The following is a 23,059-nucleotide window of genomic DNA, read 5'->3' as shown; positions in this document are numbered from 1 at the left end:
CAGACCCACCCCTCGAAGTCCAGGCCGGCGTCCGGGGCGGCGGGGGCGGGTGCGTGCTTCGTCGTCTCGGTCACTTCGCATCGACCAGTTCAAGTCGGCGGTACGCGTAGTACGCGGCGCAGGCGCCCTCGGAGGACACCATGGTGGCGCCCAGCGGATTCCTCGGCGTGCACTCCTTGCCGAACGCCTGGCACGCATGCGGCTTGATCAGCCCCTGGAGCACCTCGCCCGACCGGCACAGCGACGACTCGGACGTGCGGATCGCCGCCACGTCGAACCGTCGCTCGGCGTCGAACTCGGCGTACTTCTCGGCCAGTCGCCAACCGCTGGCGGGGATCGTCCCGATGCCGCGCCACGTCCGGTCCGTGACCTCGAAGACGTCCCGCAGCATCTCCATGGCGGGGCGGTTCCCCGCGGCGGGCACCGCACGGGGATAGGCGTTCTCCACCTCGTGACGGCCCTCCTCCAACTGGAGCACCACCCTGCGGATGCCTTCGAGGATGTCGAGCGGTTCGAAGCCGGTGACCACGATGGGGACCCGGTACTTCTCGGCCAGCGCCGGGTACTGCGAGGTCCCCATCACGCTGCACACGTGCCCGGCGGCCAGGAACGCCTGCACCCGGCAGGAGGGGGACTCCATCACGGCCGCCACCGCGGGCGGCACGAGGACGTGCGAGACGAGCAGCGAGAAGTTGCGCACGCCCAGCCGCCGTGCCTGATGCACGGTCATGGCGTTGGCGGGGGCGGTGGTCTCGAAGCCGATGCCGAAGAAGACGACCTCCCGGTCGGGGTTCTCCCGGGCCAGCCGCAGCGCGTCGAGCGGGGAGTACACGACGCGTACGTCACCGCCCGCGCTCTTCACGGAGAACAGGTCCCGACCGCTGCCCGGCACCCGGAGCATGTCACCGAACGAGCAGAAGATGACGTCCGGGCGGGCGGCGATGGTCAGTGCCCGGTCGATGATCTCCAGGGGCGTCACGCACACGGGGCAGCCGGGGCCGTGGATCATCTCGACGCAGTCGGGCAGCAGTTGGTCGATGCCGTGCCGGATGATCGAGTGGGTCTGACCACCGCAGACCTCCATCATCACCGCGGGCCGGGTGGCGGTCGCGTGGATCTGGTCGAGCAGTCGCTCGGCCAGCTCGGGATCGCTGAATTCGTCGAGGTACTTCACCGGTCGGCACCTTCCTTCTCGAACCGCTGGGTGGCGGCCGCGTCGAGGCCGTCGCCGAACTCCTCCTCCAGGAGCCCGAGCCGCTCGAAGTCGGCGAGGGTCGCCCGGGCGGAGATCTCGTCGAGCCGCTGGATCGCGAAGCCGACGTGCACGATGACGTACTCGCCGGTCACGGCGTCGGGAACGTACTGGAGACAGACCTCCTTGCGTACGCCGCCGAAGTCGACCTCCGCCATCGGGACGCCGTCGACCTCGGCGGTATGGAGCACACGCCCCGGTACTGCCAGACACATGGTGTCTTCCTTCTCTGCGGGTCATGGGTGGGTTTCGCTCGCGGACGTCAGCCGGACGACGCCGCGACCAGCAGTTGCCCGTAGGCCAGTCCGCCGTCGTTGGGCGGCAGCAGACGCGGACGAAGGACGATGAAGTCCCGTGACGACAGGGCGGCCAGGGTCGCTTCGAGGAGGACGGCGTTCTGGAAGACGCCACCGCCCAGTGCCACCACACCGATCCCGGTCCGCTGCCGGCACAGCTCGGCGAGGTCGGCCACGAGCAGGGCGACGGCCGTGTGGAAGCGCGCGGCGACCACCTGCGCGGGCACGCCCGCCCGTACGTCGGACACCACCGCGCGGATCACCGGACCGGGATCCGCGAGCAGCGGTTCGTCGTCTCCCGGCGCGGCCCGTGTGCCGAAGGCGTAGGCACACGCGGCGGGCTCCGGCGGCGCCGCCCGTGCCAGTCCTTCCAGCGCCATCGCCGCCTCGGCCTCGTACGCCACCTCGTGCCGCACGTCCGCCAGCGACGCCACGGCGTCGAAGAGCCGGCCCATGCCGGAGGTGGGAACACAGCCGAAACCCGTCGCCAACTGGTGGGCCAGCACCCCGCGTTCGGCCGGAGGGCAGGCCACGACCGACCAGATCCCCTCGTCCCAGGGGACCCCTGCGGCGTGCAGGTGCGCGAGCGCCATGCGGTACGGGCGCAGCACGCTCGCATCCCCGCCGGCCAGGGGCACGTACGCGAGGTGCGCCGCCCGCCGGTACGACGCGTACCCGGCGATCAGCACCTCGCCGCCCCACATCGCCCCGTCGGTGCCGTGGCCGGTGCCGTCGAACGCGAAGCCGATGACCTTCTCGTCGGGGCCGAGGCCGTGCTCGCCCATCACGGAGGCGATGTGCGCGTGATGGTGCTGCACGGTGTGCACGGTCCGGACCCCGGCGCGGGCGCGGGCCCAGGCGCCGCTGCGGTAGCCGGGGTGCCGGTCGGCGGCGAGCCGCTCGGCCTCGACACCGGTCAGCAGCGCGAGATGGTCGGCCGTGCGGGACAGGGCCTCGATCGTCGAGAGGTCGTCCATGTCCCCGACGTGCTGGCTGACCCAGGCGTAGGAGCCCTCGCCCAGTGCGCAGGTGTTCTTCAGGTCGGCGCCCGCGGCCAGCAGCGCAGGCACCTCGAAGGGGAGGGGAAGGGGGAGCGGTGCGTATCCGCGGGATCGGCGCACGGGCAGTTCGGCACCCGCCACGAAGCGGGTGACCGAGTCGTCGCACGGCACCCGGATCGGCCGGTCGTGCCGCAGCCAGGCGTCGACCAGCGGCGCGAGTTCGGTGAGTGCCTTCGCGTCGTCCGTGACGATCGGCTCGCCGGAGCGGTTCCCGGACGTCATCACCAGCGCGTCGGGGCCGGGGGCGTCGCCGTCGAGGCCGAGGAGAAGGACGTGCAGGGGGGTGTACGGGAGCATGATGCCGAGGTCCGGGCTGCCCGGCGCCACGCCGTCCGCGACCCCGGCGGAGCCCGGGCGCGAGCGGCGGGGGAGCAGCACGATGGGCTTCACGGCTCCGGTGAGCAGGCGCTTCTCGTCCTCGGTCATGGTGACCAGTTCCGCGGCGACGTCGAGGTCGGCGACCATGACGGCGAAGGGCTTGCCGCCCCGGCGCTTGCGGCGGCGCAGCCGGTCGACCGCCGTCTCGTCGCGGGCGTCGCAGGCGAGGTGGTATCCGCCGAGTCCCTTCACCGCGACGATCCGCCCCTGGGCGAGCAACTCCCGGGCGAAGCGCAGCGCTTCGTCGCGGTGGAGCGGCGCCGCGCCGTCCTTCCGGACCAGTTCGAGCCGCGGACCGCAGGCGTGGCAGGAGATCGGCTGGGCGTGGAAGCGGCGGTCGCGCGGGTCGTCGTACTCCGCGCGGCAGGACTCGCACATCGCGAAGCCCGCCATGGTGGTGGCCGCGCGGTCGTAGGGCAGGCCGGTGATGATCGTGAACCGCGGCCCGCAATGGGTGCAGGTGATGAAGGGGTGACGGTGACGGCGGTCGTCCGGGTCGCGCAGTTCGGCCAGGCATTGGCGACAGGCCGCGGTGTCGGGGGAGACGAGGGTGCGGGCCCGGCCGGTGGCGCTGGAATCCGCGATGGTGAACCCGTCGCCTCCCAAGAGCGGCCGTCGGGTCTCCGACACGGACTCCACCACGGCGAGCGGCGGCGGTTCGGTCCGCAGCAGGTGCCCGAACCTCCCGACCGCGTCGGCGTCCCCCTCCACCTCGGCGACCACCCCGTCGCCGGTGTTGGCCACCGAGCCGACGAGGCCGAGTCCGGTGGCGGTGACATGGACGAACGGGCGGAAGCCCACGCCCTGTACGACTCCGCGCACCTCGAATCGGCGGCGGACCCGCTCCCGGCGAGGGGCCGCGTCGCCGTCCTCGCGGGGGCCGCTGCCCATCAGCTCCAGCCCCGACAGCGCGGCCGCCGCCTCGGCCTCGTCGATGACCTGCGTGGCGAAGCCCATGTGGAGCAGCACCCAGTCGTCGGTGGCCGGGGGCGCGTCGAGCATGCCGATGTTGACGCGGCGCCGGGCCCCCTCCACGTCGACGAGAGCGAGCTGGCCCGCGTATCCCTCGACGATCTCCACGACGCGTCCGGGAATGCCGAGACACATGATCAGGACCTCCGGAGCGGGTGGGGCGCGGGGACTGCTTCGTCGGAGGGCGAGGCCGCGGCCGGGGACAGCCGGTGGACCAGCGCCCGCACGGTTTCCACCGCCCGGGGGACGGCCGCGGCGACGGCCTCGCTGAGACCGATGCCCTCGTCGACGTCGGCGGGCGTGCAGCCCACGACGTGAGTCAGCGGAAGCGTACCGCCTAGTTGGTCCAGATTTGCCAGCACTGATACCGGATTCATGCCATGTGCGTCGAATTCACCGGTTCCGAGGTCGTCCGGGCCGACCTCCAGGACCATCAGCTCACCAGGCGCTCCGCCGCCCGGGCAGGCGTCGACCAGCACCAGCGCCTCGTACCCGTCGAGCAGGTCGTACGCCAGGTGCATGCCCCGGATGCCGTAGTCGACGACCCGGACCCCGGCGGGGAGCGGTTCCCCGCCGGGGTCGGCGGCGAGCCGACGCACCACCTCCGGGCCGAAACCGTCGTCGCCGAGGAAGAGGTTGCCGACGCCCGCGACGAGTACCCCTGCGGCCACGTCAGGACTCCTCCTCGGCGCGAGGCGCGTTCACATGGAGCGCATTCTGAGATACCTGCGGATGTCGGGGATGGACCGCACGCCGACGACGACGGCGGCCACCGCGAGTGCGGCGACCACCCCCGTGGTGACCAGTCCGAGCGATTTCACGAGGGGCTCTCCTTCCGGGAATCCGATGAACCGGGTACGCCCCGACCGGGACCGCCGACGGGCAGCGGCTCCAGTTCGTCCGGGGCGAAGTAGAAAGAGCGGCCGTACCATTCGTGCAGCTCGGCCGCCGGGTCGTCGACGAGGACGAGGGCCACGTGCGTGCGTTCGTCGACATCGCGCAGCACGGCCGTCACCCGCGCGACCCGACCGTCGAAGAAGAGGTCCTGCGCGTCGGCGCGACGGGCGGGACGCACCCGCACGAGGCTGTCCCTGGCCACGCGCACCCCGTCGATCACGACGGCCCCGGACCCCGGCGTCGCGTCGGCCTCGGCCGCCGGGTCCCACCAGGGCGCGCCGCCGCTCGCGCACGCACCGTCCGGCCCGGTGTCCAGCTCCTCGCCGGTCCGGTTCGCCGCGCGGGCGTCCTGTCCCGGGGCCGGGGCGCCGGGCGTCCGGATCAGGCCGTGGAGCCGGTGGAGATCCTCCGGCGCCAACGCGTCGCAGCGGTCGACGATTTCGCGGGCGCGGGGATCGGTGGCCCGGGCCTTCGTCTTCTCCTCGTCCGTCATCGTCATGACCCGGAGCGTCAGGAGTTCGTCGATCTCGGTGGAGTCGAACAGGGCCCCCTGGCTCTGCTCGGCGATCTCCGGATGGTCGTAGAGGATGATCGGCGCGCCGAGCACCGTGTCCGTGCGGCCCCTCGGCCCCGCCAGGACCGGCCAGCACCGGCGCTGCTCGCACCGGGAAGCGGCGGCGACCGCGTCGTCCGGGGGCTCGCGCAGGGAGACGAACTCCACGCCGCCACGGGCCCGGAGCAGCAGATGCGCGCCGAGCAGCGAGGCGTGGATCGCGGACCTCTTGTCGGCGGCCGTCCCGGCGTACTCGTTGTCCACCGACACCGAGAGCCGGAGGAATCCGTCGTCCTCGGTCGTACGGGTACGGACCCTGGCCACCAGCGGTTCGCGCCGCCGGACGACCTGACCCACGCTCACCCCCTCGGCGTCCACGATCGGTTCGCACTCCTCGCCGCCGGCGACGGAGCAGACCCGATCGGTCGAGCCGGTGGGCGGCACCGGACCCGGGTCCACCTCCCGTTCGACCGCTTCGTCCCAGCTCAGGAACGCCACGCCGTCCACCGTGAGTTCATCGACGTCGGTGTGGCGGCCGTCCGGCTCCCGCCTGCGCACCTGACGCGTCTGGTGCTGGAGGAAGCGCAGCCGGACCGTCACCTCGGCCGCGGCCGGCGGACCGGGCGGGACGGAGAGCAGACACTCCATCGCCATGCCGGGCTCCTCGGCGAAACTCGCGGGCGCCGCGGAGGGCGGCCCGAGCACGCCGAACTGCCAGCGGGAGCGGTTCTTGGGGGAGCCCGCACGGTACGGGTAGAGCAAGTAGCCCTCGTACAGCACCGCGTCGGCGATCCGGCGCACGGGGTCGGGATCCGCCGGATTCGTGGAAGTCGTCCGCATCACTGGACCACCTCGTCGAGGTCACCGGCGGCGGCGCCCGCTTCGGACAACAACGTACGGACCGTCTCGTCCCAGCTGATCAGCCCGCGCCGCTCCCGGAAGCGGACGAATTCGGCGAGGACGTCGTGATCCAGCCTGATCCAGCCGGAGTGCGGGAAGTGGAACGCGATCAGCTGACGCCACACGTCGACCGGCAGGCGGTAGTGCGCCTCGCAGTCCCGGGGAACCTGCCGTACACCCAAGCCCGCACGCCCCCCACCCTCGGTGAAGACGGTGCCCGAGAAGAGCAGACTGATCGACACCGTGCCGTCCCCGAGCGCGTGCAGATAGCGGGAGCCGACGACATCGAAGTCGTAGCTGCAGGGCAGCGCGAGATCGGTCTCGGTGGAGCCGGTGAAACCCTGCACCGCCGTGTCGCACTGCATCCACAGGAACGGGCGCAGCGTGTCCGGCCACCGTTCCCGCTCGCCGAACAGCCCCCGGAGCGCCTGCTGTTCGGCCCGGTCGTAGGGGCGTCGCTGAGGTTCGATGCGGACCTGGCAGTGCAGCACGATCGCGTGGATCCGCTCGCCCGTGCCGTCCTCGACCCTCAGCCGCGCGGTCAGCTGCGGCGCCGCCGTGTACGGCTCGGCGACGATGTCGCTTACGGAGAAGTCCAGTTGGCTAGACGCGGGCCGGTTCATGAGCGATCCCCCGTGCCCGTCGGCCGCGAGGCCGTCCGCTCCATGCTCACCGGCCTGCTGCGGGCGTCGACCCGCTCGAAGAACGCGTCCAGCGCGGCGTGTGCCTCCCGGCCGCCGTCGAATCCGCGCCACAGCGTGCGCAGCCGGCCCGCCAGTTCGTAGCAGGCGTCGATCGGTACCAGATGACACGAGGTCACGTCCTCACGGCCACCCCCACGGTCGGCCCGGCGGACGAGGAGCGCCTCGACGTCGGGGCGCACCATCGACAACGCGGGGTCGGCCTCGACCAGCGCGGCCCAGGCGTCCAGCGGCAGTTCGGACTCCGTCGCCCCGGCCGGGCCGGGGTAGAAGGCGACGGTACGGTCCTGCGTGGAGTCGCGGAACAGGAAGGCCAGGCCCACCGGGATCCGCAACGCGTCCCACGCCCGCGCGTCCGGCGAGAATCCCTCGAAGCGCAGATACCTGTCGGGGACCGCGCGATAGCGCTGCCGTGCCCCCTCGTCCGTGAACAGCAGATGGCAGGGCCGGCAGCAGCACATCAGGGCGCGCCTGTCCAGGTCCACCACGTGCCGGTGCTCCTCGCCGGCCGGGGCGGCGCACATCTCGCAGCGCCCGCCGGTGACCGGCTCGGGACGGTCGCGGCCGATCCGGAGCAGTACGGCGGCCGGGGACCCCGAACGGCCCATGGGCGCGTTCACCGGGCGGCCACGGGCGCGGACGGCACGGCGACCGAGGCCGAGGCCCCGTCGGCCAGCAGGGGCAACGGGTCCAGGTGCGCCCCCTCGGCGCCCGCGTCGAGGCAGGCGCCCGCCCGCCGGACGTCGTAGTGCGCGTGGCAGGCGGAACACCGCAGGACCCCGTCGTCCGGACCGCCGCCCGCGCGCCGGGCCAGCGTCGCGCCCTCCATGGGCCGCTCGCACCGGGCACACCGGTCGTGGAACGCGAACAGTTCGGGGCCGATCCGGCAGGCGACCAGGGGGAATCCACCGGCGCTCAGCCGTTCGACCTCCCCGGAGCCCAGCGCGACCAGGGCCGCTACGGGCTCCCAGACCGCGCTCGCGTCCCCGGCGTTCCCACCGGACGGGTCCGCCTCGCGCAGCCGGGAGTACAACGAGTCCACCGGCACCAACGGCCCCTGAGCCGGGGTGGTCCCCGCGCTGCCGACGGCGGGCTCGACCTCGATCGTGGTGATCTCCGGTGCCGCCGACTCGACCGCGCCGCGCACGGCGAGCGCGAGCGTGGCGGAGGACGACGGGCAGCCGTCGCAGGTGCCCAGCAGCCGCAGCCGCACGGCTCCGTCGTCCGTGACCCCGAGCAGCTCCACATCGCCGCCGTGCGAGCCGAGATAGGGGCGAACGCTCTCCAGTGCGCCCTCGACCCGGTCCGCCACACCGTAGGGGTGCAGCCCGTGCACCAGGAGCATGCCGGCCACCAGTTCGTCGGCGGCGAGGGCGGCCTGGACCGTGTCGTCCAGCCCTCCGCGCTCATGGACGAGGTCGAGGAGCCGTTCGAGTCCGGCGCCGTAGAAGTCGGTCACGAGCCGGACCAGTTCCTCGCCGCGCTCACGGGCCGCGGTTCCTCCCGCCGCGCAGGCGGTGAGCAGGCTCTCGACGCGTTCACCGGTCGTCCGCCAGGTCTCGGAGGCCGGGGGCGGGGACGTCTGCCGCTGCGCCATGTCACTCACTTCCCGCGGACTGGGTGGGGGAGTGCAGCAGCTCCAGCTTCTTGCCCTTGCCGAGGTACATGTGCACGCCGCACGGCAGACAGGGGTCGAAACTGCGCACCGTGCGCATGATGTCGATGCCCTTGAAGTTCTCCCGGTCGTTCTCCTCGAAGATCGGCTGGCCCTGCACCGCGTCCTCGTAGGGCCCGGGGGTCCCGAACGTGTCGCGCGGGCTCGCGTTCCACGGGGTCGGCGGGTACGGATGGTAGTTGGCGATCTTGCCGTCCCTGATCACCATGTGGTGCGACAGCACTCCGCGCACCGCCTCGGTGAAGCCGCAGCCGATGCCCTCCTCCGGCACCTCGAACTTCTCCCAGGTCCTGGTCCGGCCGGCCCGGATCTCCCCGAGTGCCTTCTCGGCGAAGTGCAGCGCGCAGGCGGCGGCGTACGCCTGGAAGTAGGTGCGTGCCCGGTTGCGTTCGAGGGTGTTGCTCCACCGCGGGATGTGCCACTCCAGCTCGACGGGGCCCTTGAGCGCGGTCTTCGGGAGGTTGATCTTCACGCTGCTGCCGGTGGCCCGGACGTATCCGATGTCGACCAGGCCCGCGAGCGCGGTGACCCAGAGCCGTGCCAGCGGGCCGCCGCCGGTGTCGAGCGCCAGGTAGTCCTTGCCGTCGAACCAGCGCGGCGACATGACCCAGCTGTACTTGCCGTCCAGGTCGCGTTTCTGGGGCTGCGGGTTGGTGTGCTGGTTCCAGGGGTGCCGCCGGTCGACCGGATTGCCGAGCGGGTCGTTCGTCACGAACACCTCCTGCTCCTCCCAGTCCCGGTAGTACGAGGAGCCGAGCAGGATGCGGATGCCGAGGTTGATCCTCACCAGGTCGGTGGTGAGGAGCTTTCCGTCGACGACGATGCCGGGGGTGACGTACATCTTCCGGCCCCAGGACGTCATGTCCCCGTACGAGAAGTTGCAGTGCTCCGGGTCCTGGAAGGAGCCCCAACAGCCGAGGAGGACACGGCGGTTGCCGACCTGCTCGTACCCCGGCAGGGCCTCGTAGAAGAAGTCGAACAGGTCGTCGTGCATGGGCACGACCTTCTTCATGAACTCCACGTACCGCTGGAGCCGGGTCATGTAGTCCGTCATGAGCTGGACGGTCGCCACCGTGCCCACGCCGCCCGCGTAGAGCGTGGACGGGTGCACGTGCCGTCCCTCCATCAGGCAGAACATCTCCCGGGTCATGCGGCTGACCTGGAGGGCCTCGCGGTAGAACTCCCCGGTGAAGGGGTTCAGCGAGCGCATGATGTCGCCGATGGTCCGGTACCCGTGGTCCCCCGCGTGCGGGGAAGGCGTGCGATTGGCCTGTTCCAGTACACCGGGATTGGTCTCGGCGACCATCTTCTCGCAGTAGTCGACCCCGACGAGGTTCTCCTGGAAGATGTTGTGGTCGAACATGTACTCGGCGGCCTCGCCGAGATTCACGATCCACTCGCCGAGATGCGGCGGCTTCACCCCGTACGCCATGTTCTGCGTGTAGCAGGAACACGTGGCGTGGTTGTCGCCGCAGATCCCGCAGATCCGACTCGTGATGAAGTGGGCGTCGCGCGGGTCCTTGCCCTTCATGAAGACCGAATAGCCGCGGAAGATCGAGCTGGTGCTGTGGCACTCGGCAACGGTCTTCTGCTTGAAGTCGATCTTCGTGTAGATGCCCAGACTTCCGACGATCCGGGTGATGGGATCCCACGCCATCTCCACCAGTTCGTCCTTGCTCTGACCGATCGTCGTCATGGGGGGCCGCCTCTTCTTCCGTGTCGGTGCGTCACCGGGTGGGTCGCGGTTACGGGGTCACCAGGTGCGGGTGGCGCCGGTCGTGAGTTTCTTGCCGCGCTTGCGCCACTTCGGCTCGCGGTCCAGGGTGTGCGTGGTGATGCTCCGGAGCCGCCGCATGGTCCTTCCGTACGCCTTCACGGAATTCGAGGAGAGCCGGGCTCCCGGCGGCTCGTCCATGAACGGCATGAATTTGTCAGGGAATCCCGGCATGGTACAGCCGATGCAGATCCCGCCGACATTGGGGCAGCCGCCGATTCCGTTCATCCAGCCCCGCTTGGGCACATTGCATTTCACGGCGGGACCCCAGCAGCCGAGTTTCACGATGCATTCGGGCGTACCATATTCCGTCGTGAAGTCGCCCTGCTCGTAGTAACCGGCCCGGTCGCAGCCCTCGTGCACCGTCTGGCCGAACAGCCACGTCGGTCGCAGCGCCTCGTCGAGGGGGATCATCGGGGCCTGGTCCGTGACCATGTAGAGCAGATAGGTGAGCGTCTCCGAGAGGTTGTCCGGCTGGATCGGGCAACCCGGAACGCACACGATCGGCACCCCGGCCCTGGACTTCCATTTCCAGCCCAGGTAGTCCGGCACCCCCATCGCGCCGGTGGGATTGCCCGCCATGGCGTGGATGCCGCCGTACGTGGCACAGGTGCCGGCCGCGACGATCGCGGTGGCCTTGGGGGCCAGCCGGTCGAGCCACTCGCTGGTGGTCACCGGCTGGCCGGTGGCCGGGTCGTTGCCGAAGCCGCACCAGTACCCCTCGTCGTGCAGCCGCTCGTTGGGGATCGACCCCTCGACGACCAGGACGAACGGGTCGAGTTCGCCGCGGTCGGCCTTGAAGAACCACTCCATGAAATCGTCGGCGCCCTGACTCGGTCCGCACTCGAAGTCGATGAGCGGCCAGTGCACGGCGATCTGTGGCAGGCCGGGCAGTGCTCCGAGCGCGATCTCCTCGATGCTGGGCTGCGTGGCGGCGGTCAGGGATACGGAGTCCCCGTCACAGCTCAGCCCCGCGTTGATCCACAGCACGTGGATGAGAGTGTCCTGCGCTTTTATTGCTGCTTCTGTCGGCATGGCCCGCTGCCTTTCGGTCGGGAACCGCCTGCTGTCAGACGTGATGAATGCGATGTCACACGCGAGGCGTGTGACATCGCATGAGTCGTTACCATCTAGGAGCAGTCGCGAGGTCCTGTCAACATATGATTCTCCAGGGAGAATCGCTTTCCTCTCGGTGGTCGCGTCCACGTGAGTGAATTCCGGAAAGTGGGGCGCTGATGCATGAATTATCAATCACCCAGGGCATTGTCGACGCGGTGTGCGAGCGCGCCGACGGGAAGCAGGTGCGGGCCGTCAGGGTGCGCGTGGGAACGCTGACCGCCGTGGTACCCGACGCGATGCGTTTCTGTTTCGATCTGACGGCCGCGGGAACGGCCGCGGAAGGTGCGCTCCTGGAGATCGATCACGTCCCCGGAAAGGCGCACTGCCGGGCGTGTGAGGAAGAATTTCCCCTGAATGATCTTGTATTGCTGTGTCCCTGCGGCAGTTCCGACGTGGACGTCCTGTCGGGCCGGGAGCTGCAGATCGTCTCTATGAGAGTGGGCTGACGGCATGTGCGGTACCTGCGGTTGCGCGGACGGCGGTGGCGAGGGCGGCCAAGCGCCCCGGATCACCGGAATCACCCGACCACAAGCCCACCCGCACGGCGGGCACGCCCACGACGGGCGCGATCACGGCGGACACGGCCACGGCCACGATCACGGCCTCGTGCGGGGCCACCTGCCGGCCGCCGCGATGGCCGGCGCCCACGGGGTGACCGGGGGCGGGGAGACCATCACGCTCGAACAGAAGGTGCTCGCGAAGAACGAGGACCTGGCCGCCCGGAACCGTGCCTGGCTCGCCGAGCGGGACATCGTGGCGGTGAACATGATGAGCTCGCCCGGCGCGGGCAAGACCACCCTCCTCGAACGCACCGTCAGGGAGCTGACCGGCCGCGGCCGTCCGGTCGCGGTGATCGAGGGGGACCAGGAGACGACGCTCGACGCCGAGCGCATCGCAGGCGCGGGCGGTTCCGTCGTGCAGATCAACACCGGCGCGGGCTGTCACCTCGACGCGGAGATGACGCGGGGCGCGCTCACGTCCCTCGCCCCGCGGTCCGGATCGCTGGTCCTCGTCGAGAACGTGGGCAATCTGGTCTGCCCCGCCCTCTTCGACCTCGGCGAGCGCAGCCGGGTCGTGATCATCTCGGTCACGGAGGGCACGGACAAGCCGATCAAGTACCCCCACATGTTCGCGGTCGCGGATCTCGTGATCATCAACAAGATCGATCTGCTCCCGTACGTCGACTTCGACCCCGATCAGTGCGAGAAGCACGCCAGGTCCGTCAACCCCGGCCTGCGGGTGCTCCAGGTCTCGGCGACCACGGGAGAGGGAATGCCGGACTGGTACGCCTGGCTGGACGAACGGTATCGCAGGCCCGACGGCCCCGGCCTTCACCGATGAAGACCGGGCGCCCGACGCCCCGGCGATCCAGCCGGTCGAAGGGAGGCCGGGGCTGATGACGGTCGCGGATGTCTGGGTGGAACTGCGCAGCGAGGCTCTCGGCGCACGGCTGGTGCGGGCCGACACCATCGTGCAGGTGTGGTGGGACGCGAAGCAGCCTTCGTTCCTGAACGTGACCCTCAGCAGCCGAGAGGTGGTCCGCCAGGACGTGCGGGCCGGGTTCCCCGCCCAGGGCATCGAGGAGGGGGAAGCCTCGAACCTCTGCGAAGCCCTGGTGCAGCGCATCGCCCGGGCCGCGCACGCGGGCGGCGGCCACCTGGTGTGGATGGGGCGCGATGAGGGGTCCCAGGGGGTCTGGTGGACACACCGGCCCCTTGTGGAGGCCCGGCACGCCTTCTGACGGCCGTCGGACACCCGCCGGTTCCGGTCCCTCACCCGTCTCCCGCGCGGGCCGGAACTCAGAGCTGAACGGGCAGGTGGCGGGGGCCGCGCAGCATGGCGTTCTGCCGGTAGGGGGGCGGGTCCTGGAGCAGGCGCGCCGCGCCCAGGCAGGGAAGCAGCGCGCCGAGGGCGGACTGGGCCTCGATGCGGGCCAGAGGACCGCCGTAGCACAGGTGGATACCGCTACCGAAGCCGAAGTGCTGGTTGTCCGGGCGGGTGGGGTCGAACCGGTCGGGCTCGTGGAACCTCATGGGGTCCCGGTTGCCCGAGGCGAGCGCGAGGACGACGGATGTGCCTGCGGGGATCGTGACGCCGGCGACGTCGATGTCGGCGCGGGGGATGCGCTCACGCATGTGGACGGGGGGTTCGTAGCGCAGCAGTTCCTCCACGGCCAGCGGCAGCAGGCCGGGGTCGCGGCGCAGGTGGTCCACGTGCTCGGGCCTGCGCAGCAGGGTGAGCACCCCGTTGGTGATCAGGTTGACGGTGGTCTCGTGTCCGGCGATGAGGAGCAGGACGGCCGTTTCCGCGAGTTCTTCCTGCGTGAGACGCAGGGCCGGGTCCGGCTCGTTGACGAAGGCGGAGAGCATGTCGTCGTCCGGGCTGCCGCGGCGCTGTTCGGCGAGGCTGACCAGGTATCCGCCCATCGCGATCCGTGCCTGGGCGCCGGCCTCGTCGGTCTCGGTGGTGTCCTGGCCGGGCCGGACGTCGGCGGCCGAGACCAGGGCGTCGGACCAGGCCCGGAACAGCGGCTCGTCCTCGCGGGGGACGCCGAGCAGGCGGCAGATCACCGCGACCGGCAGCGGGTAGGCGAAGTCGTCGACGATGTCGACCTGCCGGCCCGCTTCGAAGGACGCCAGCAGCTCCTCGGTGATCCGGTCGATCTCGTCGCGCATCGCGTCGACCCGGCCCGGGCTGTGCGGTGGCCCGAAGGGCCGCATGGCCAGCGTGCGCAGCCTGTGGTGTTCCGGGTCGTCGAGCCGCAGGAACGGCGGCTTGTGTGTCACTTCGCCACGGGTACGGGGGTCGACACTCATCCGTGGGTCGTGAAGCAGTGCGGCGATCTCGTGGTACGTGCCGATCAGGTAGCTGTCGTCCGCCTGCCGCACCACGGGACCGGCCGCGCGGAGTTCCGCGTACAGCGGGTAGGGGTCGGGGCGGCTGGCGTAGTCGGTTATGCGTGCCAGCAGAGTCTCGGAGTCCATGGCGGGTCCTCGTCGTGGGACGGGACGTGGGTCAGCGCCTGGGCTGCACCACGGTCAGTCGGCGGTCGGGCAGGTATCCGGTGAGCGCCACGGTGGGGCCGTGGGACAGCCCCTTCGGATCCGGTACGTCGGACGGGATTGGGACGTCGGCCGCGATCGCACGGTCCAGCGCGCCGGGCGGGGGCGGGAACGGGGCCGCGGTCTCGATCAGGCGCCGGTAGTAGTCGAGCGACTTGGCCATGTCGACGGTCACCGCGGCGGTGACCCGCCCCTGGTAGCCGTAGACCATTGCCAGACGGCGCGCCTCCAAAGAGCCCTGGGCGATGACCACGTAGTCGGAGTAGGTCGGTACGCCCACGGACTTGATGTTGAGTCCGAACTGGGTCGACCAGAATGTCGGGACTGCCAGGTGCGGGCGCTGCCTGGGCCCAGGGTTGATCATGTTGTGTGCTGCCACCTCGGCCTGCTCGACCGCGTTGCCCCAATGTTCCAGGGACAGCATCTGATAGCCGAAGAGCGGGTGGGGGAAGCGCGAGACGTCGCCGGCCACGAAGACGTCGTCGGTGACGATGCCGTACATGTTGAAGGCGCGGCACCCGGCGTCGCAGGCGATCCCGCGCGGGCCCGCCGCCAGTCCGGAGTCCGCCAGCCATTCCACGTTGCGGACCGCCCCCAGTGCCACGACGCACACGTCCGCCTCGACACGCGAGCCGTCGGACAGGTCCGCGCCGGTGAAGCCGCCGTTCCCGCGCAGGGCGGTGACGGTGACCCCGCAGCGCAGGTCGACGCCGTGGTTGCGCTGCATCACGGCCGCGAGTCTCGACAGGGTGCCGCCGAGTGCGCCCACGAGGGGTGCGGGGCCGCGTTCGGCAACCGTGACGTCCAGTCCGCGTTCCCGGCAGGCCGAGGCGATTTCCGAGCCGGCGAAACCGGCACCGATCACCAGCACCCGCCTCGGCCCGGCGTCCAGTCGCCCGGCCAGTCCTGCGGCATCCTCACGCGTGCGCAGGGTGAACACGCCGTCCAGGGCGCCCTCTGCCGGGTCGGGCCAGGGCCGCGCCCGCGTCCCGGTGGCGATCAGCAGCCGGTCGTACGGCAGCGACTCCCCGTCCGCCAGCAGCACACGCTTCTTCAGCGGATCCAGCCCGGTGGCGGCCGTGCCCAGCAGCCAGTCGGCGTCCGGATCCTGGCGCATCGGCAGTTCGGTGGTGTCCGCCGTCGCCCGGCCGAGCAGTACCTGCTTGGACAGCGGCGGCCGGTCGTAGGGCGGATGGGGCTCGTCCCCGACCACCGTGAGGGAGCCGGTGAAGCCCTCCTCGCGCAGTGTCTCCGCGGCCCTCAGCCCGGCCAGCGACGCACCGACGATCACGATCCGGCCGCTGCGAAGATCATCGATGGCCATCGGGGTGCACCTCTTCACCGACGAGGATGGCCTGGACCGGACAGGCCGCCGCAGCCTGGCGCACGTGTTCGACCTGGTCGTCGGGGACGGCCGTGGCGTACAGCAGCCCTTCCTCGCCGTGCAGTTCGAACATCTTCGGTGCGAGGAACACGCACTGTGCATAGCCCTGGCAGCGTGTGAGGTCCACAACGGTTCGCATCCCCACCACTTCCTCCGTCGTCACATCCCCCTTTTCTCCAGCATGAGCCGAGCACTGCGGGCTCGCACGGCGACTGCTCGCGGGGCGCCGCCGGGTCGGCCGGCAGCCCGTGGCTCCGTCGACGACGAGCCCGGCGCCAAAGGCCCAGGTGCGTGAACGCCCGGGGGAAATCGGGAAGAAGGAAGAAGAAGGCGAACCCTGGGGCGACGCCGCTGTGCCCTGCGGCCCCGGCCTCTTCAGCCAGGCCACCGGCGGCCCCGGGTCCTGAGCGCTGCTCGCGTCCCCGGTCCGTGCGGTGCTCCCCTGGCGTCCCTGGCAGACCAGGACGACAGTGGATGAGGGGCCTCGGAAAGGCGACAGGACGATGGACCGCTACCCGCCCATCGCCGACCACGGCATGGTCGGCGACCTGGAGACCGCTGCCCTGGTTTCTTCGGAGGGGGTCATCGACTGGTTCGCGGCCCCCCGGTTCGACTCGCCCAGCATATTCGCCGCCCTGCTCGATCATGATCGCGGCGGCTACTTCCTGTTCGCTCCGGAGGTCAAGGGCGCCACGTGCAAGCAGCTCTACTATCCCGACACCGCGGTCCTGGTGACGCGTTTCCTGTCTCCCGACGGGCTCGGGGAGATCTTCGACTGCATGCCCCCGGGCCGGACCGGCAGGGCCACCGACCGGCATACGCTGATCCGCGGAGTGCGGGCAGTACGTGGCAGCATGCGCTTCGTGTTGGAGTGCCGGCCGCGGTTCGACTACGGCCGGGCCGACCACGAGCTCGACCTCCGCGACGGCACCGCCACCTTCCGGGCCCCGGGTGTCACCGCGTATGCGCAGAGCACATTCCCCCTGCAGCCGGACGGCAAGGACGTGCGGGGCGTCGTCACCTTGAACGCGGGGGAGATGGCCGCCGCGGTGTTCACCGTCGACACCGCGGACAGTCGGCCCCCCGCGCCCCCGACCTCGGACGGCGTGACCAGGCAGTTCTGGGACGTGGCGGAATTCTGGCAGCGCTGGGTCCGGGCCTCCCGGTACCGCGGGCGCTGGCCGGGTGTCGTGAACCGATCGGCCATCACGCTCAAACTGCTCACCTACGCTCCGACAGGCGCTCCGATCGCCGCGGCCACCATGGGTCTGCCCGAACAGATCGGCGGGGAACGCAACTGGGACTACCGGTACACCTGGATCCGTGACGGCTCCTTGTCGGTGCGGGCCCTGCTCGACCTCGGGTACGTCGAAGAAGCGGCGCACTTCACCCGTTGGCTGGGGGACCGCTTCCGGGCTGCTGAGGGCACCGGAGGCGAACCGCTTCAGATCATGTACCGCGTCGACGGAGACTCTCGGCTGCCGGAGGAGGAGCTCACGCACTTCGAGGGCTATCGCGGCTCGTATCCGGTGCGGGCCGGGAACGGCGCCGCCGATCAGTTGCAGCTGGATATCTACGGCGAGGCGCTCTACGCCTTGGCCGAGGGCGGCGAGATCACCATGCGGACCGGCTATCACGGCTGGAAGAACGTCGCCCGGACACTGGACTGGCTTGCCGACTCCTGGGACCGGCCCGACGAGGGCGTGTGGGAAACCCGCGGCGGGCGCAAGGACTTCACCTTCAGCCGAGTGATGTCCTGGGTGGCCTTCGACCGGGGGTTGCGCCTGGCGGCCGAGTACAGCCGTCCCGCCGACACGGTGAGGTGGACCACCGCTCGTGATGCCATCCTCGAACAGGTGATGCAACGTGGCTGGAACGAGAAGGACCAGGCCCTCGTGCAGTACTACGGAGGCGAAGTCCTCGATGCCGCGCTGCTGCTCATCCCCCGGGTCGGCTTCCTGACCCCGAAGACGGAGAGCTGGCTGTCCACGCTCGACGCCATGGAACGCACCCTCGTGTCGGACAGCCTCGTCTACCGCTACGACCCCGAGGCATCCCCCGACGGACTGCGTGGCTCCGAAGGCACGTTCAGCCTGTGCACCTTCCTCTACGTGGACGCCCTCGCCCGCGCTGGGCGCTTGCGCCCGGCGCGATACGCCTTCGAGAAGATGCAGACCTACGCCAACCATGTCGGTCTGTTCGCCGAGGAGATAGGCCCCAGCGGTGAGCAACTGGGCAACTTCCCGCAGGCGTTCACTCATCTGTCGTTGATCATGGCCGCCACTACGCTGGACGATGCCCTCGACCGGCAGCGCACGGAGACCTTCGACGCCTCCTGGGAAGAACGGTGAGCCACCGGTCCTGCCGTCGCGTCCGGCCCTGTCCCCGAAGCCATTGACGATGACGGGCAGGTTTCGCCCGCGCACACGGGCGGCAGTCCGCCCCCGGCAGAGCATGGTCCGGAAGAGCATTCTTTCGCTGTGTGTCGTGGAGCCGTGCGGTCGTCGGTCAGTGCCGAGGACGCTCCGTACGACAACGGCCGGCGTCCGTGGGCGGACGGCGGGGAGGGCTGCGCCGTTGGCATGACAGTTGTGCTGCAGACGGACCAGGTGCGGGCGTCGTCTCCCGCCCCGGTCCCGATGCCGGTGCTTCCGTTCCGTGAGATCAGCACGGAGAGGGGGAGCAGTGTCGGTGAAGAGCACCGGAGCAGCTCGCATCCGCTGCTCAAGGGGCAGAAGGCGCTGGTCACCGGAGCGAACTCCGGCATTGGCAGGGCCACCGCCATCGGCCTGGGAAGAATGGGTGCCGATGTCGTGGTCAACTATGTCTCCGGTGGCGAAGCGGCCCAGGACGTGGTGCGGCAGATCGAGGATCTCGGCGTGCGGTCCTACGCGCACGAGGCGGACGTCTCCCAAGAGGACCACGTGGTCGAGATGGTCTCCAGGATGGTCGACCAACTCGGCACGGTCGACATCCTCGTGGCCAACGCCGGCCTGTAACGCGATGCCGCCGCGATCGACATGACCATGTCGCAGTGGCAGAAGGTCCTCGACGTCAACCTGACCGGCCAGTTCCTGTGCGCCCGCGAGGCGGCGAAGGAGTTCCTGCGCCGTGGCGTCGTACCAGAGGTGTCCAAGTCCGCAGGGAAGATCATCTGCATGAGCTCGGTCCATCAGATGATCCCCTGGGCCGGGCACGTCAACTACGCGGCCTCCAAGGGCGGTGTCCTGCTGATGATGGAAACCCTGGCTCAGGAACTCGCACCCCACAAGATCAGGGTCAACGCCGTAGCCCCTGGGGCGATCCGCACCCCGATCAATCGCAGCGCCTGGGATTCTCCCGAGGCCGAAGCCGACCTGCTTCGTTTCATCCCCTACAACCGCGTCGGCGATCCGGAGGACATTGCCACGGCCGTGGCGGCGCTGGCCTCCGACCTCTTCGACTACGTCGTGGGTGCGACGCTCTACGTCGATGGCGGCATGACACTTTTCCCGGCTTCGCCACGGGTGGGTGAGCTCGGTTCCGCTGCCGGCGAGCTCTGTGGCCGGGCGGGGTCCATGGCGGCGCGCGGTGACACCGCCAGGCTTCGCCGCCATGAGTTCCGGAACAGTCGTGGTCTTCGCGGCAGCGCCGGACCGCCCGGGGTCGGGCGCGGTGTGCGTGCGACCATGAGGGGCGTACGGATGGCCGCTGTCGGTGACTCCTCCGGCCAGGGTATGACGTCGTGCGCGCACCGCTTCATGCACTCGGCGACGTGACCACCGCGTCCTCCTCACCCATCAGGGCAAGTACCAGGCGCGGACCGCGGGCGACGCCATCGCCGCCCGAGCCGTCGGCCGTCCCGTCGACGACGGCCCCTGGGGCGACCATGCCACCACAGCCGACCAGCGCGCCGTCCCCCAGGTCCACAGTTCTGGGCCGACCGGTCGGGTACACCGACATTCCCCTGCAGGAATGGATCGACGACGATCTCGGACCGCTGGGGTTGCCCGACCAGGCGTTCCAGCACATCACCACCATGGCTCGCCTCCACGCGGAGAATCGATACGACCGCAAGGCAGAAGGGGTCGAGCAGGTCACCGGGCGACCTCCTCCAGGGGTGGCCGAATACGTCCGTAAGAATCCGGCCTGTTCAGCTCCTGAAGCCGCGCTCAACCGCATGTCTCACCCCGTGCCGCTTCGCCGGGGGAAGGATGACTGGCTTCATCGATGTGTAGTGACAGCACTTGTGCACGGGTTCCGAAGGCAGTCGGTGATCAACCGAACTCGGATCGTTGACGAGAAGTGATGGCACTGCCGGTTGCTCCCAGGGCCGCGAACTATTCGCTGTGACGGGATGGGGCGTCCGTAGGGTTCGTGCATGGCCGACGAGAGGCGGAGCTGCGGCTTCTCGACCCCGAGTCCACCGAGCTCGGTGCGTCTGACAGGCGCTGGAATGCGACGTCGATTCGCTGTTTTACGAGCGACCACCTACGAAACGCGGTGTCGCCGCGTGATGCGCTGGGCGAGGCGGTGGTCAGCCCAGGAGGTTGTCCAGGTGATAGTCCAGCACCCTGAATGCCTCGTCGGGAGAACGCTGCCCCAGGGCGACGTCGACCCCCAGGCTCGTGGCCAGATTCCAACAGATGTCGGCGTCGATCGGGCCGTTGCCCCGTGCTGGCGCGCCCCGTTCCTGCCGGGCTGCGGCGATGAGTCCCGCGGTGAAGTCCAGAAGCTCGCCGCTACCTGGCGCCAGCACGCCGGCCATGGCCGGATCCGAAATCGCCCTTCCGACGACCGCGACTGACAGCTGGAGCAGGCGCAGGCTTTCCGGGTCACGGGCGAGCATCGCGCGCAGGCATTCACGGAGCATCGTCTCCGCGCTCGCCGGGTCGGTTGCCTTGATGGATGCCTCAATCCGGGCGTTCAGTGCCCGTACGGCGCGGTCGATCGCGTCACGGACCAGGTCCTCCCGGGTGGCGTAGTAGTGCTGCACCTGCCCCATGGACACCCCGGCCTCCACCGCGACCTTGCGAAGCGTCACACCCTCCAGTCCGTCGCGGAGCGTCAGCGTCCAGACGGCTTCGGCCAGGCGGTGTCGGCGCTCCTCATGGTCAACGATCTTCGGCATGCATCCTCCCTGGCAAGCCAATGCGTTCGCATTGCATCGCCACCGGCAGTCTATTACAATGCAAGTGCATTGTGAAAAACTGAGGGGGTATCATGAAGTTCGTCGTTCTGCTGATCATCGGAATGGCTTTAGTAGTCTTCAGCGGCCAAGCCGCGATCCGGCTGCTCATCGATCACGACAACGGTGGGGTGCTCAGCGGATTACCGTTTCCGGGCGCCCTGTGCGTTTACATCGCTGCCCTCGCCATCGGTGTCCTCCTCGCCGGCTGGGCACAGGGCCGCGCCAAGGCCCTCGGACACCTCAAGTAACACAAACCCGCGGTAGCTCATTTGGTCCTTGAGCGCCCGCTCGGCGATGTCGGAGAACTCGTTGCGCATCGAGGGCGGCCGCGGCAGGCGGCAGGCGCTGTCGATGGCGGCGTCGGCGGCCTGCTCGGTCAAGCCTCGCTGGCGGGGCAGGGTCGCTGTGCTTCTCCCTCACGTTGGTCACCGCCGCTGGTGCGGCGGCGTCGGAGCGGTTGGTCGTAGGGGGTCACCGAGGGCAGCGGCCTGGTGTCCGGTGGAAGGTGCGCGAGTCGCCATTCGTGCAGGGATGTAACCGTCGCCGACGGGTTGCCGGAAGCCAGCCGGTCGGTCTCTGGGGTGGGTTCGTTCTCGGCCTGGGCGGCCTTGCGGGCCTCTAGAGCGACCGCGTCCGCGGTCATGGTGCCAGCCCGCAGAGCTGCGGCTAGGCCGGCGACGACATGCTCGTGGGGCAGATGACGCCCCAGCAAGAGGACCTCGATCAGGGCCCGGGTTCTGTCCCGCTCACCATGAATCATGCGAGCCTGGTCCCACCAGGCGTCGTGGACCGGGGTGAACCTGCCTGCTGAACGTGCCTGTTCGAGCGCTGTGGAACCGGGGAAGGTACCGGGCTTGCGGACCAGGACTTCCAGGTAGTGGTCCAGGTCCAGACGAACGGCGCCCTTCGCGATCAGCCGCTCGTGCCGGGCGACGAGGTGGGCGCCGCTGATCGCGCGCCAGCGGGCCTGGGCGGACTCGACGAGCTTGAACACCATGGCGAGTGCGGCGGCTGGGCTGCCCGCGCCGCGGGTGACTTTGGTGCGGAGCTTGACCGTGGAGAAGGTTGACTCGATGGGGTTCGTGGTCCGCAGGTGGATCCAGTGCTCGGCCGGGAAGTCGTAGAACGCCAGCAGTTCCTCGCGGTCGTCGGTGATCTTCGCGACGGCCTTGGGGGACTTGGCGCCGTAGGTCTTCGTGAACGCGTCGATCGCCTGCTCGGCGTGGGCGCGGTCCTCGGCGTTGTAGATCTCCTGCATCGCCTTCGTCGCGCCTGGCTGTGCGGACTTCGGAAGGGCGTTCGTGGCATTTCGGGCTTTGTGAACCCAGCACCGCTGGTGCCGGGCGCTGGGGAACACCTCCGCGAGGGCCTTCCACAGGCCCATCGCGCCGTCGCCGACCACCAGCTCGGGGTCGCGCATACCGCGCCTGCGGCAGTCGCGCAGCAGGTCGGCCCACGACTCGGTGGACTCGCGCAGCCCCTCGGCGAGCGCGATCAGCTCCTTGGTGCCGTCCAGGCGCACGCCGAGCAGGACCAGCACGCACTTGTCGGGCTGGGTCGTGGACCGTGCAGGTGCCGCAGCGGGGCAGGGCCGAGCAGGTGGCGCTCGGCGCAATCTCCTTCTTCCGTCGTCGCCTCCGTCACCCCGCGGGTGGCGGAGGCGTTCGGCTGCCGGATCACGGCCTCGTCCCCCAGGGGGATGTCATCCGCGCGAGGGGAGGGGCGGCCGGTACACGCGTCCGCGGTGTTGACATCCTCGCCCCCGTGAAGGAGGGCGATTCCCGTCTACCGCGCCGTTGAAGGCTGCGGTGTCGGGTGGGTTCCCGCTTCGCTGCGCGGTGCCGGGACGAGTCCCGGTCTTACCT

Annotated in this window: 20 protein-coding genes and 4 pseudogenes; 7 read left to right on the top strand and 17 right to left on the bottom strand. The window is 70.1% G+C overall.

Features of this window, described 5'->3' with window-relative positions; translation table 11 throughout:
• Positions 1–70: 70 nt before the first annotated feature.
• Genes hypD through ACGF2V_RS10735 form a run of 11 tightly spaced genes read right to left on the bottom strand, consistent with a single transcriptional unit; the run spans position 71 to position 11,494 of the window.
• Positions 71–1,174, bottom strand: coding sequence for a hydrogenase formation protein HypD (gene hypD / locus ACGF2V_RS10785; RefSeq protein ID WP_362625112.1), 1,104 nt, complete (start codon positions 1,172–1,174; stop codon positions 71–73).
• Positions 1,171–1,467: a HypC/HybG/HupF family hydrogenase formation chaperone gene (locus tag ACGF2V_RS10780; RefSeq protein ID WP_362625114.1), complete on the bottom strand. Its 297-nt coding sequence runs from the start codon at positions 1,465–1,467 to the stop codon at positions 1,171–1,173. The genes hypD and ACGF2V_RS10780 overlap by 4 nt, the downstream gene beginning before the upstream one ends.
• A 47-nt stretch (positions 1,468–1,514) precedes the next feature.
• Complete coding sequence (gene hypF / locus ACGF2V_RS10775; RefSeq protein ID WP_362625116.1) at positions 1,515–4,094, bottom strand: carbamoyltransferase HypF; 2,580 nt, start codon at positions 4,092–4,094, stop codon at positions 1,515–1,517.
• 2 nt (positions 4,095–4,096) lie between these two features.
• Positions 4,097–4,630, bottom strand: coding sequence for a hydrogenase maturation protease (locus tag ACGF2V_RS10770; protein ID WP_362625117.1), 534 nt, complete (start codon positions 4,628–4,630; stop codon positions 4,097–4,099).
• Between the two features lie 30 nt (positions 4,631–4,660).
• Complete coding sequence (locus tag ACGF2V_RS10765; protein ID WP_389048194.1) at positions 4,661–4,780, bottom strand: DUF6893 family small protein; 120 nt, start codon at positions 4,778–4,780, stop codon at positions 4,661–4,663.
• Positions 4,777–6,249: a hypothetical protein gene (locus ACGF2V_RS10760; RefSeq protein ID WP_362710058.1), complete on the bottom strand. Its 1,473-nt coding sequence runs from the start codon at positions 6,247–6,249 to the stop codon at positions 4,777–4,779. Before ACGF2V_RS10760 ends, ACGF2V_RS10765 begins: the two co-directional genes overlap by 4 nt.
• Positions 6,249–6,932 carry a DUF6084 family protein gene (locus ACGF2V_RS10755; protein ID WP_362710061.1) on the bottom strand — a complete coding sequence of 228 codons (684 nt, stop codon included), beginning with the start codon at positions 6,930–6,932 and terminating at the stop codon, positions 6,249–6,251. The genes ACGF2V_RS10760 and ACGF2V_RS10755 overlap by 1 nt, the downstream gene beginning before the upstream one ends.
• A complete protein-coding gene (locus ACGF2V_RS10750) occupies positions 6,929–7,618 on the bottom strand; it encodes a DUF5947 family protein (RefSeq protein WP_362625122.1) in 690 nt (229 codons plus the stop codon). The genes ACGF2V_RS10755 and ACGF2V_RS10750 overlap by 4 nt, the downstream gene beginning before the upstream one ends.
• An 8-nt stretch (positions 7,619–7,626) precedes the next feature.
• Positions 7,627–8,607, bottom strand: coding sequence for a NifU family protein (locus tag ACGF2V_RS10745; RefSeq protein ID WP_362710064.1), 981 nt, complete (start codon positions 8,605–8,607; stop codon positions 7,627–7,629).
• Position 8,608: 1 nt separating this feature from the next.
• Complete coding sequence (locus ACGF2V_RS10740; RefSeq protein WP_362625126.1) at positions 8,609–10,381, bottom strand: nickel-dependent hydrogenase large subunit; 1,773 nt, start codon at positions 10,379–10,381, stop codon at positions 8,609–8,611.
• 57 nt (positions 10,382–10,438) lie between these two features.
• Entirely contained in the window at positions 10,439–11,494 is a 1,056-nt protein-coding gene (locus ACGF2V_RS10735; protein WP_362625127.1) for a hydrogenase expression protein HypE, read from the bottom strand.
• A gap of 200 nt (positions 11,495–11,694) precedes the next feature.
• Between ACGF2V_RS10735 and ACGF2V_RS10730 the strand changes: the two genes are divergently transcribed.
• Genes ACGF2V_RS10730 through ACGF2V_RS10720 form a run of 3 tightly spaced genes read left to right on the top strand, consistent with a single transcriptional unit; the run spans position 11,695 to position 13,319 of the window.
• Positions 11,695–12,024 (top strand): hydrogenase maturation nickel metallochaperone HypA, encoded by a 330-nt coding sequence (locus tag ACGF2V_RS10730; RefSeq protein WP_362625129.1) that lies wholly within the window; start codon positions 11,695–11,697, stop codon positions 12,022–12,024.
• A gap of 4 nt (positions 12,025–12,028) precedes the next feature.
• Positions 12,029–12,919, top strand: coding sequence for a hydrogenase nickel incorporation protein HypB (hypB, locus tag ACGF2V_RS10725; RefSeq protein WP_362710068.1), 891 nt, complete (start codon positions 12,029–12,031; stop codon positions 12,917–12,919).
• 55 nt (positions 12,920–12,974) lie between these two features.
• Positions 12,975–13,319, top strand: coding sequence for a hypothetical protein (locus ACGF2V_RS10720; RefSeq protein WP_362710071.1), 345 nt, complete (start codon positions 12,975–12,977; stop codon positions 13,317–13,319).
• Positions 13,320–13,377: 58 nt separating this feature from the next.
• Here the strand turns inward: ACGF2V_RS10720 and ACGF2V_RS10715 are convergent, their stop codons facing one another.
• Genes ACGF2V_RS10715 through ACGF2V_RS10705 form a run of 3 tightly spaced genes read right to left on the bottom strand, consistent with a single transcriptional unit; the run spans position 13,378 to position 16,163 of the window.
• On the bottom strand, positions 13,378–14,562 hold the full coding sequence (locus ACGF2V_RS10715) for a cytochrome P450 (RefSeq protein ID WP_362625135.1): 1,185 nt from the start codon (positions 14,560–14,562) through the stop codon (positions 13,378–13,380).
• Between the two features lie 31 nt (positions 14,563–14,593).
• Positions 14,594–15,964 (bottom strand): FAD-dependent oxidoreductase, encoded by a 1,371-nt coding sequence (locus ACGF2V_RS10710; RefSeq protein WP_362625137.1) that lies wholly within the window; start codon positions 15,962–15,964, stop codon positions 14,594–14,596.
• Complete coding sequence (locus ACGF2V_RS10705) at positions 15,951–16,163, bottom strand: ferredoxin (protein WP_362625157.1); 213 nt, start codon at positions 16,161–16,163, stop codon at positions 15,951–15,953. The genes ACGF2V_RS10710 and ACGF2V_RS10705 overlap by 14 nt, the downstream gene beginning before the upstream one ends.
• Before the next feature lie 364 nt (positions 16,164–16,527).
• On the opposite strand from ACGF2V_RS10705, the gene ACGF2V_RS10700 reads away from it, so the two are divergent.
• The 3 genes and pseudogenes from ACGF2V_RS10700 to ACGF2V_RS10690 all read left to right on the top strand — a co-directional run.
• On the top strand, positions 16,528–18,375 hold the full coding sequence (locus ACGF2V_RS10700; RefSeq protein WP_362710073.1) for a glycoside hydrolase family 15 protein: 1,848 nt from the start codon (positions 16,528–16,530) through the stop codon (positions 18,373–18,375).
• Between the two features lie 369 nt (positions 18,376–18,744).
• A pseudogene (locus tag ACGF2V_RS10695) lies at positions 18,745–19,538 on the top strand (SDR family oxidoreductase).
• 222 nt (positions 19,539–19,760) lie between these two features.
• A pseudogene (locus ACGF2V_RS10690) lies at positions 19,761–19,937 on the top strand (pyridine nucleotide-disulfide oxidoreductase); the annotation flags it as partial.
• A 603-nt stretch (positions 19,938–20,540) separates the two neighbouring features.
• On the opposite strand, the gene ACGF2V_RS10685 reads toward ACGF2V_RS10690, so the two are convergent.
• On the bottom strand, positions 20,541–21,134 hold the full coding sequence (locus ACGF2V_RS10685; protein ID WP_362710075.1) for a TetR/AcrR family transcriptional regulator: 594 nt from the start codon (positions 21,132–21,134) through the stop codon (positions 20,541–20,543).
• 92 nt (positions 21,135–21,226) lie between these two features.
• Here ACGF2V_RS10685 and ACGF2V_RS10680 point away from each other — a divergent pair, with 92 nt between their 5' ends.
• Positions 21,227–21,442 (top strand): hypothetical protein, encoded by a 216-nt coding sequence (locus ACGF2V_RS10680; protein ID WP_351521646.1) that lies wholly within the window; start codon positions 21,227–21,229, stop codon positions 21,440–21,442.
• Here ACGF2V_RS10680 and ACGF2V_RS10675 read toward each other — a convergent pair.
• Positions 21,443–21,574, bottom strand: a pseudogene (locus tag ACGF2V_RS10675) (AAA family ATPase); the annotation flags it as partial.
• Positions 21,571–22,749 (bottom strand): annotated as a pseudogene (locus ACGF2V_RS10670) (IS256 family transposase); the annotation flags it as partial. The pseudogenes ACGF2V_RS10675 and ACGF2V_RS10670, both read right to left, overlap by 4 nt.
• Positions 22,750–23,059: the final 310 nt, after the last annotated feature.

The sequence above is a fragment of the Streptomyces sp. NPDC047982 genome, from assembly GCF_043204165.1.
In the GTDB taxonomy this organism is placed as follows: Bacteria; Actinomycetota; Actinomycetes; order Streptomycetales; family Streptomycetaceae; genus Streptomyces.
Note: the sequence above shows the minus strand (reverse complement) of the source record. Positions and strands in the feature narration are given on the sequence as shown.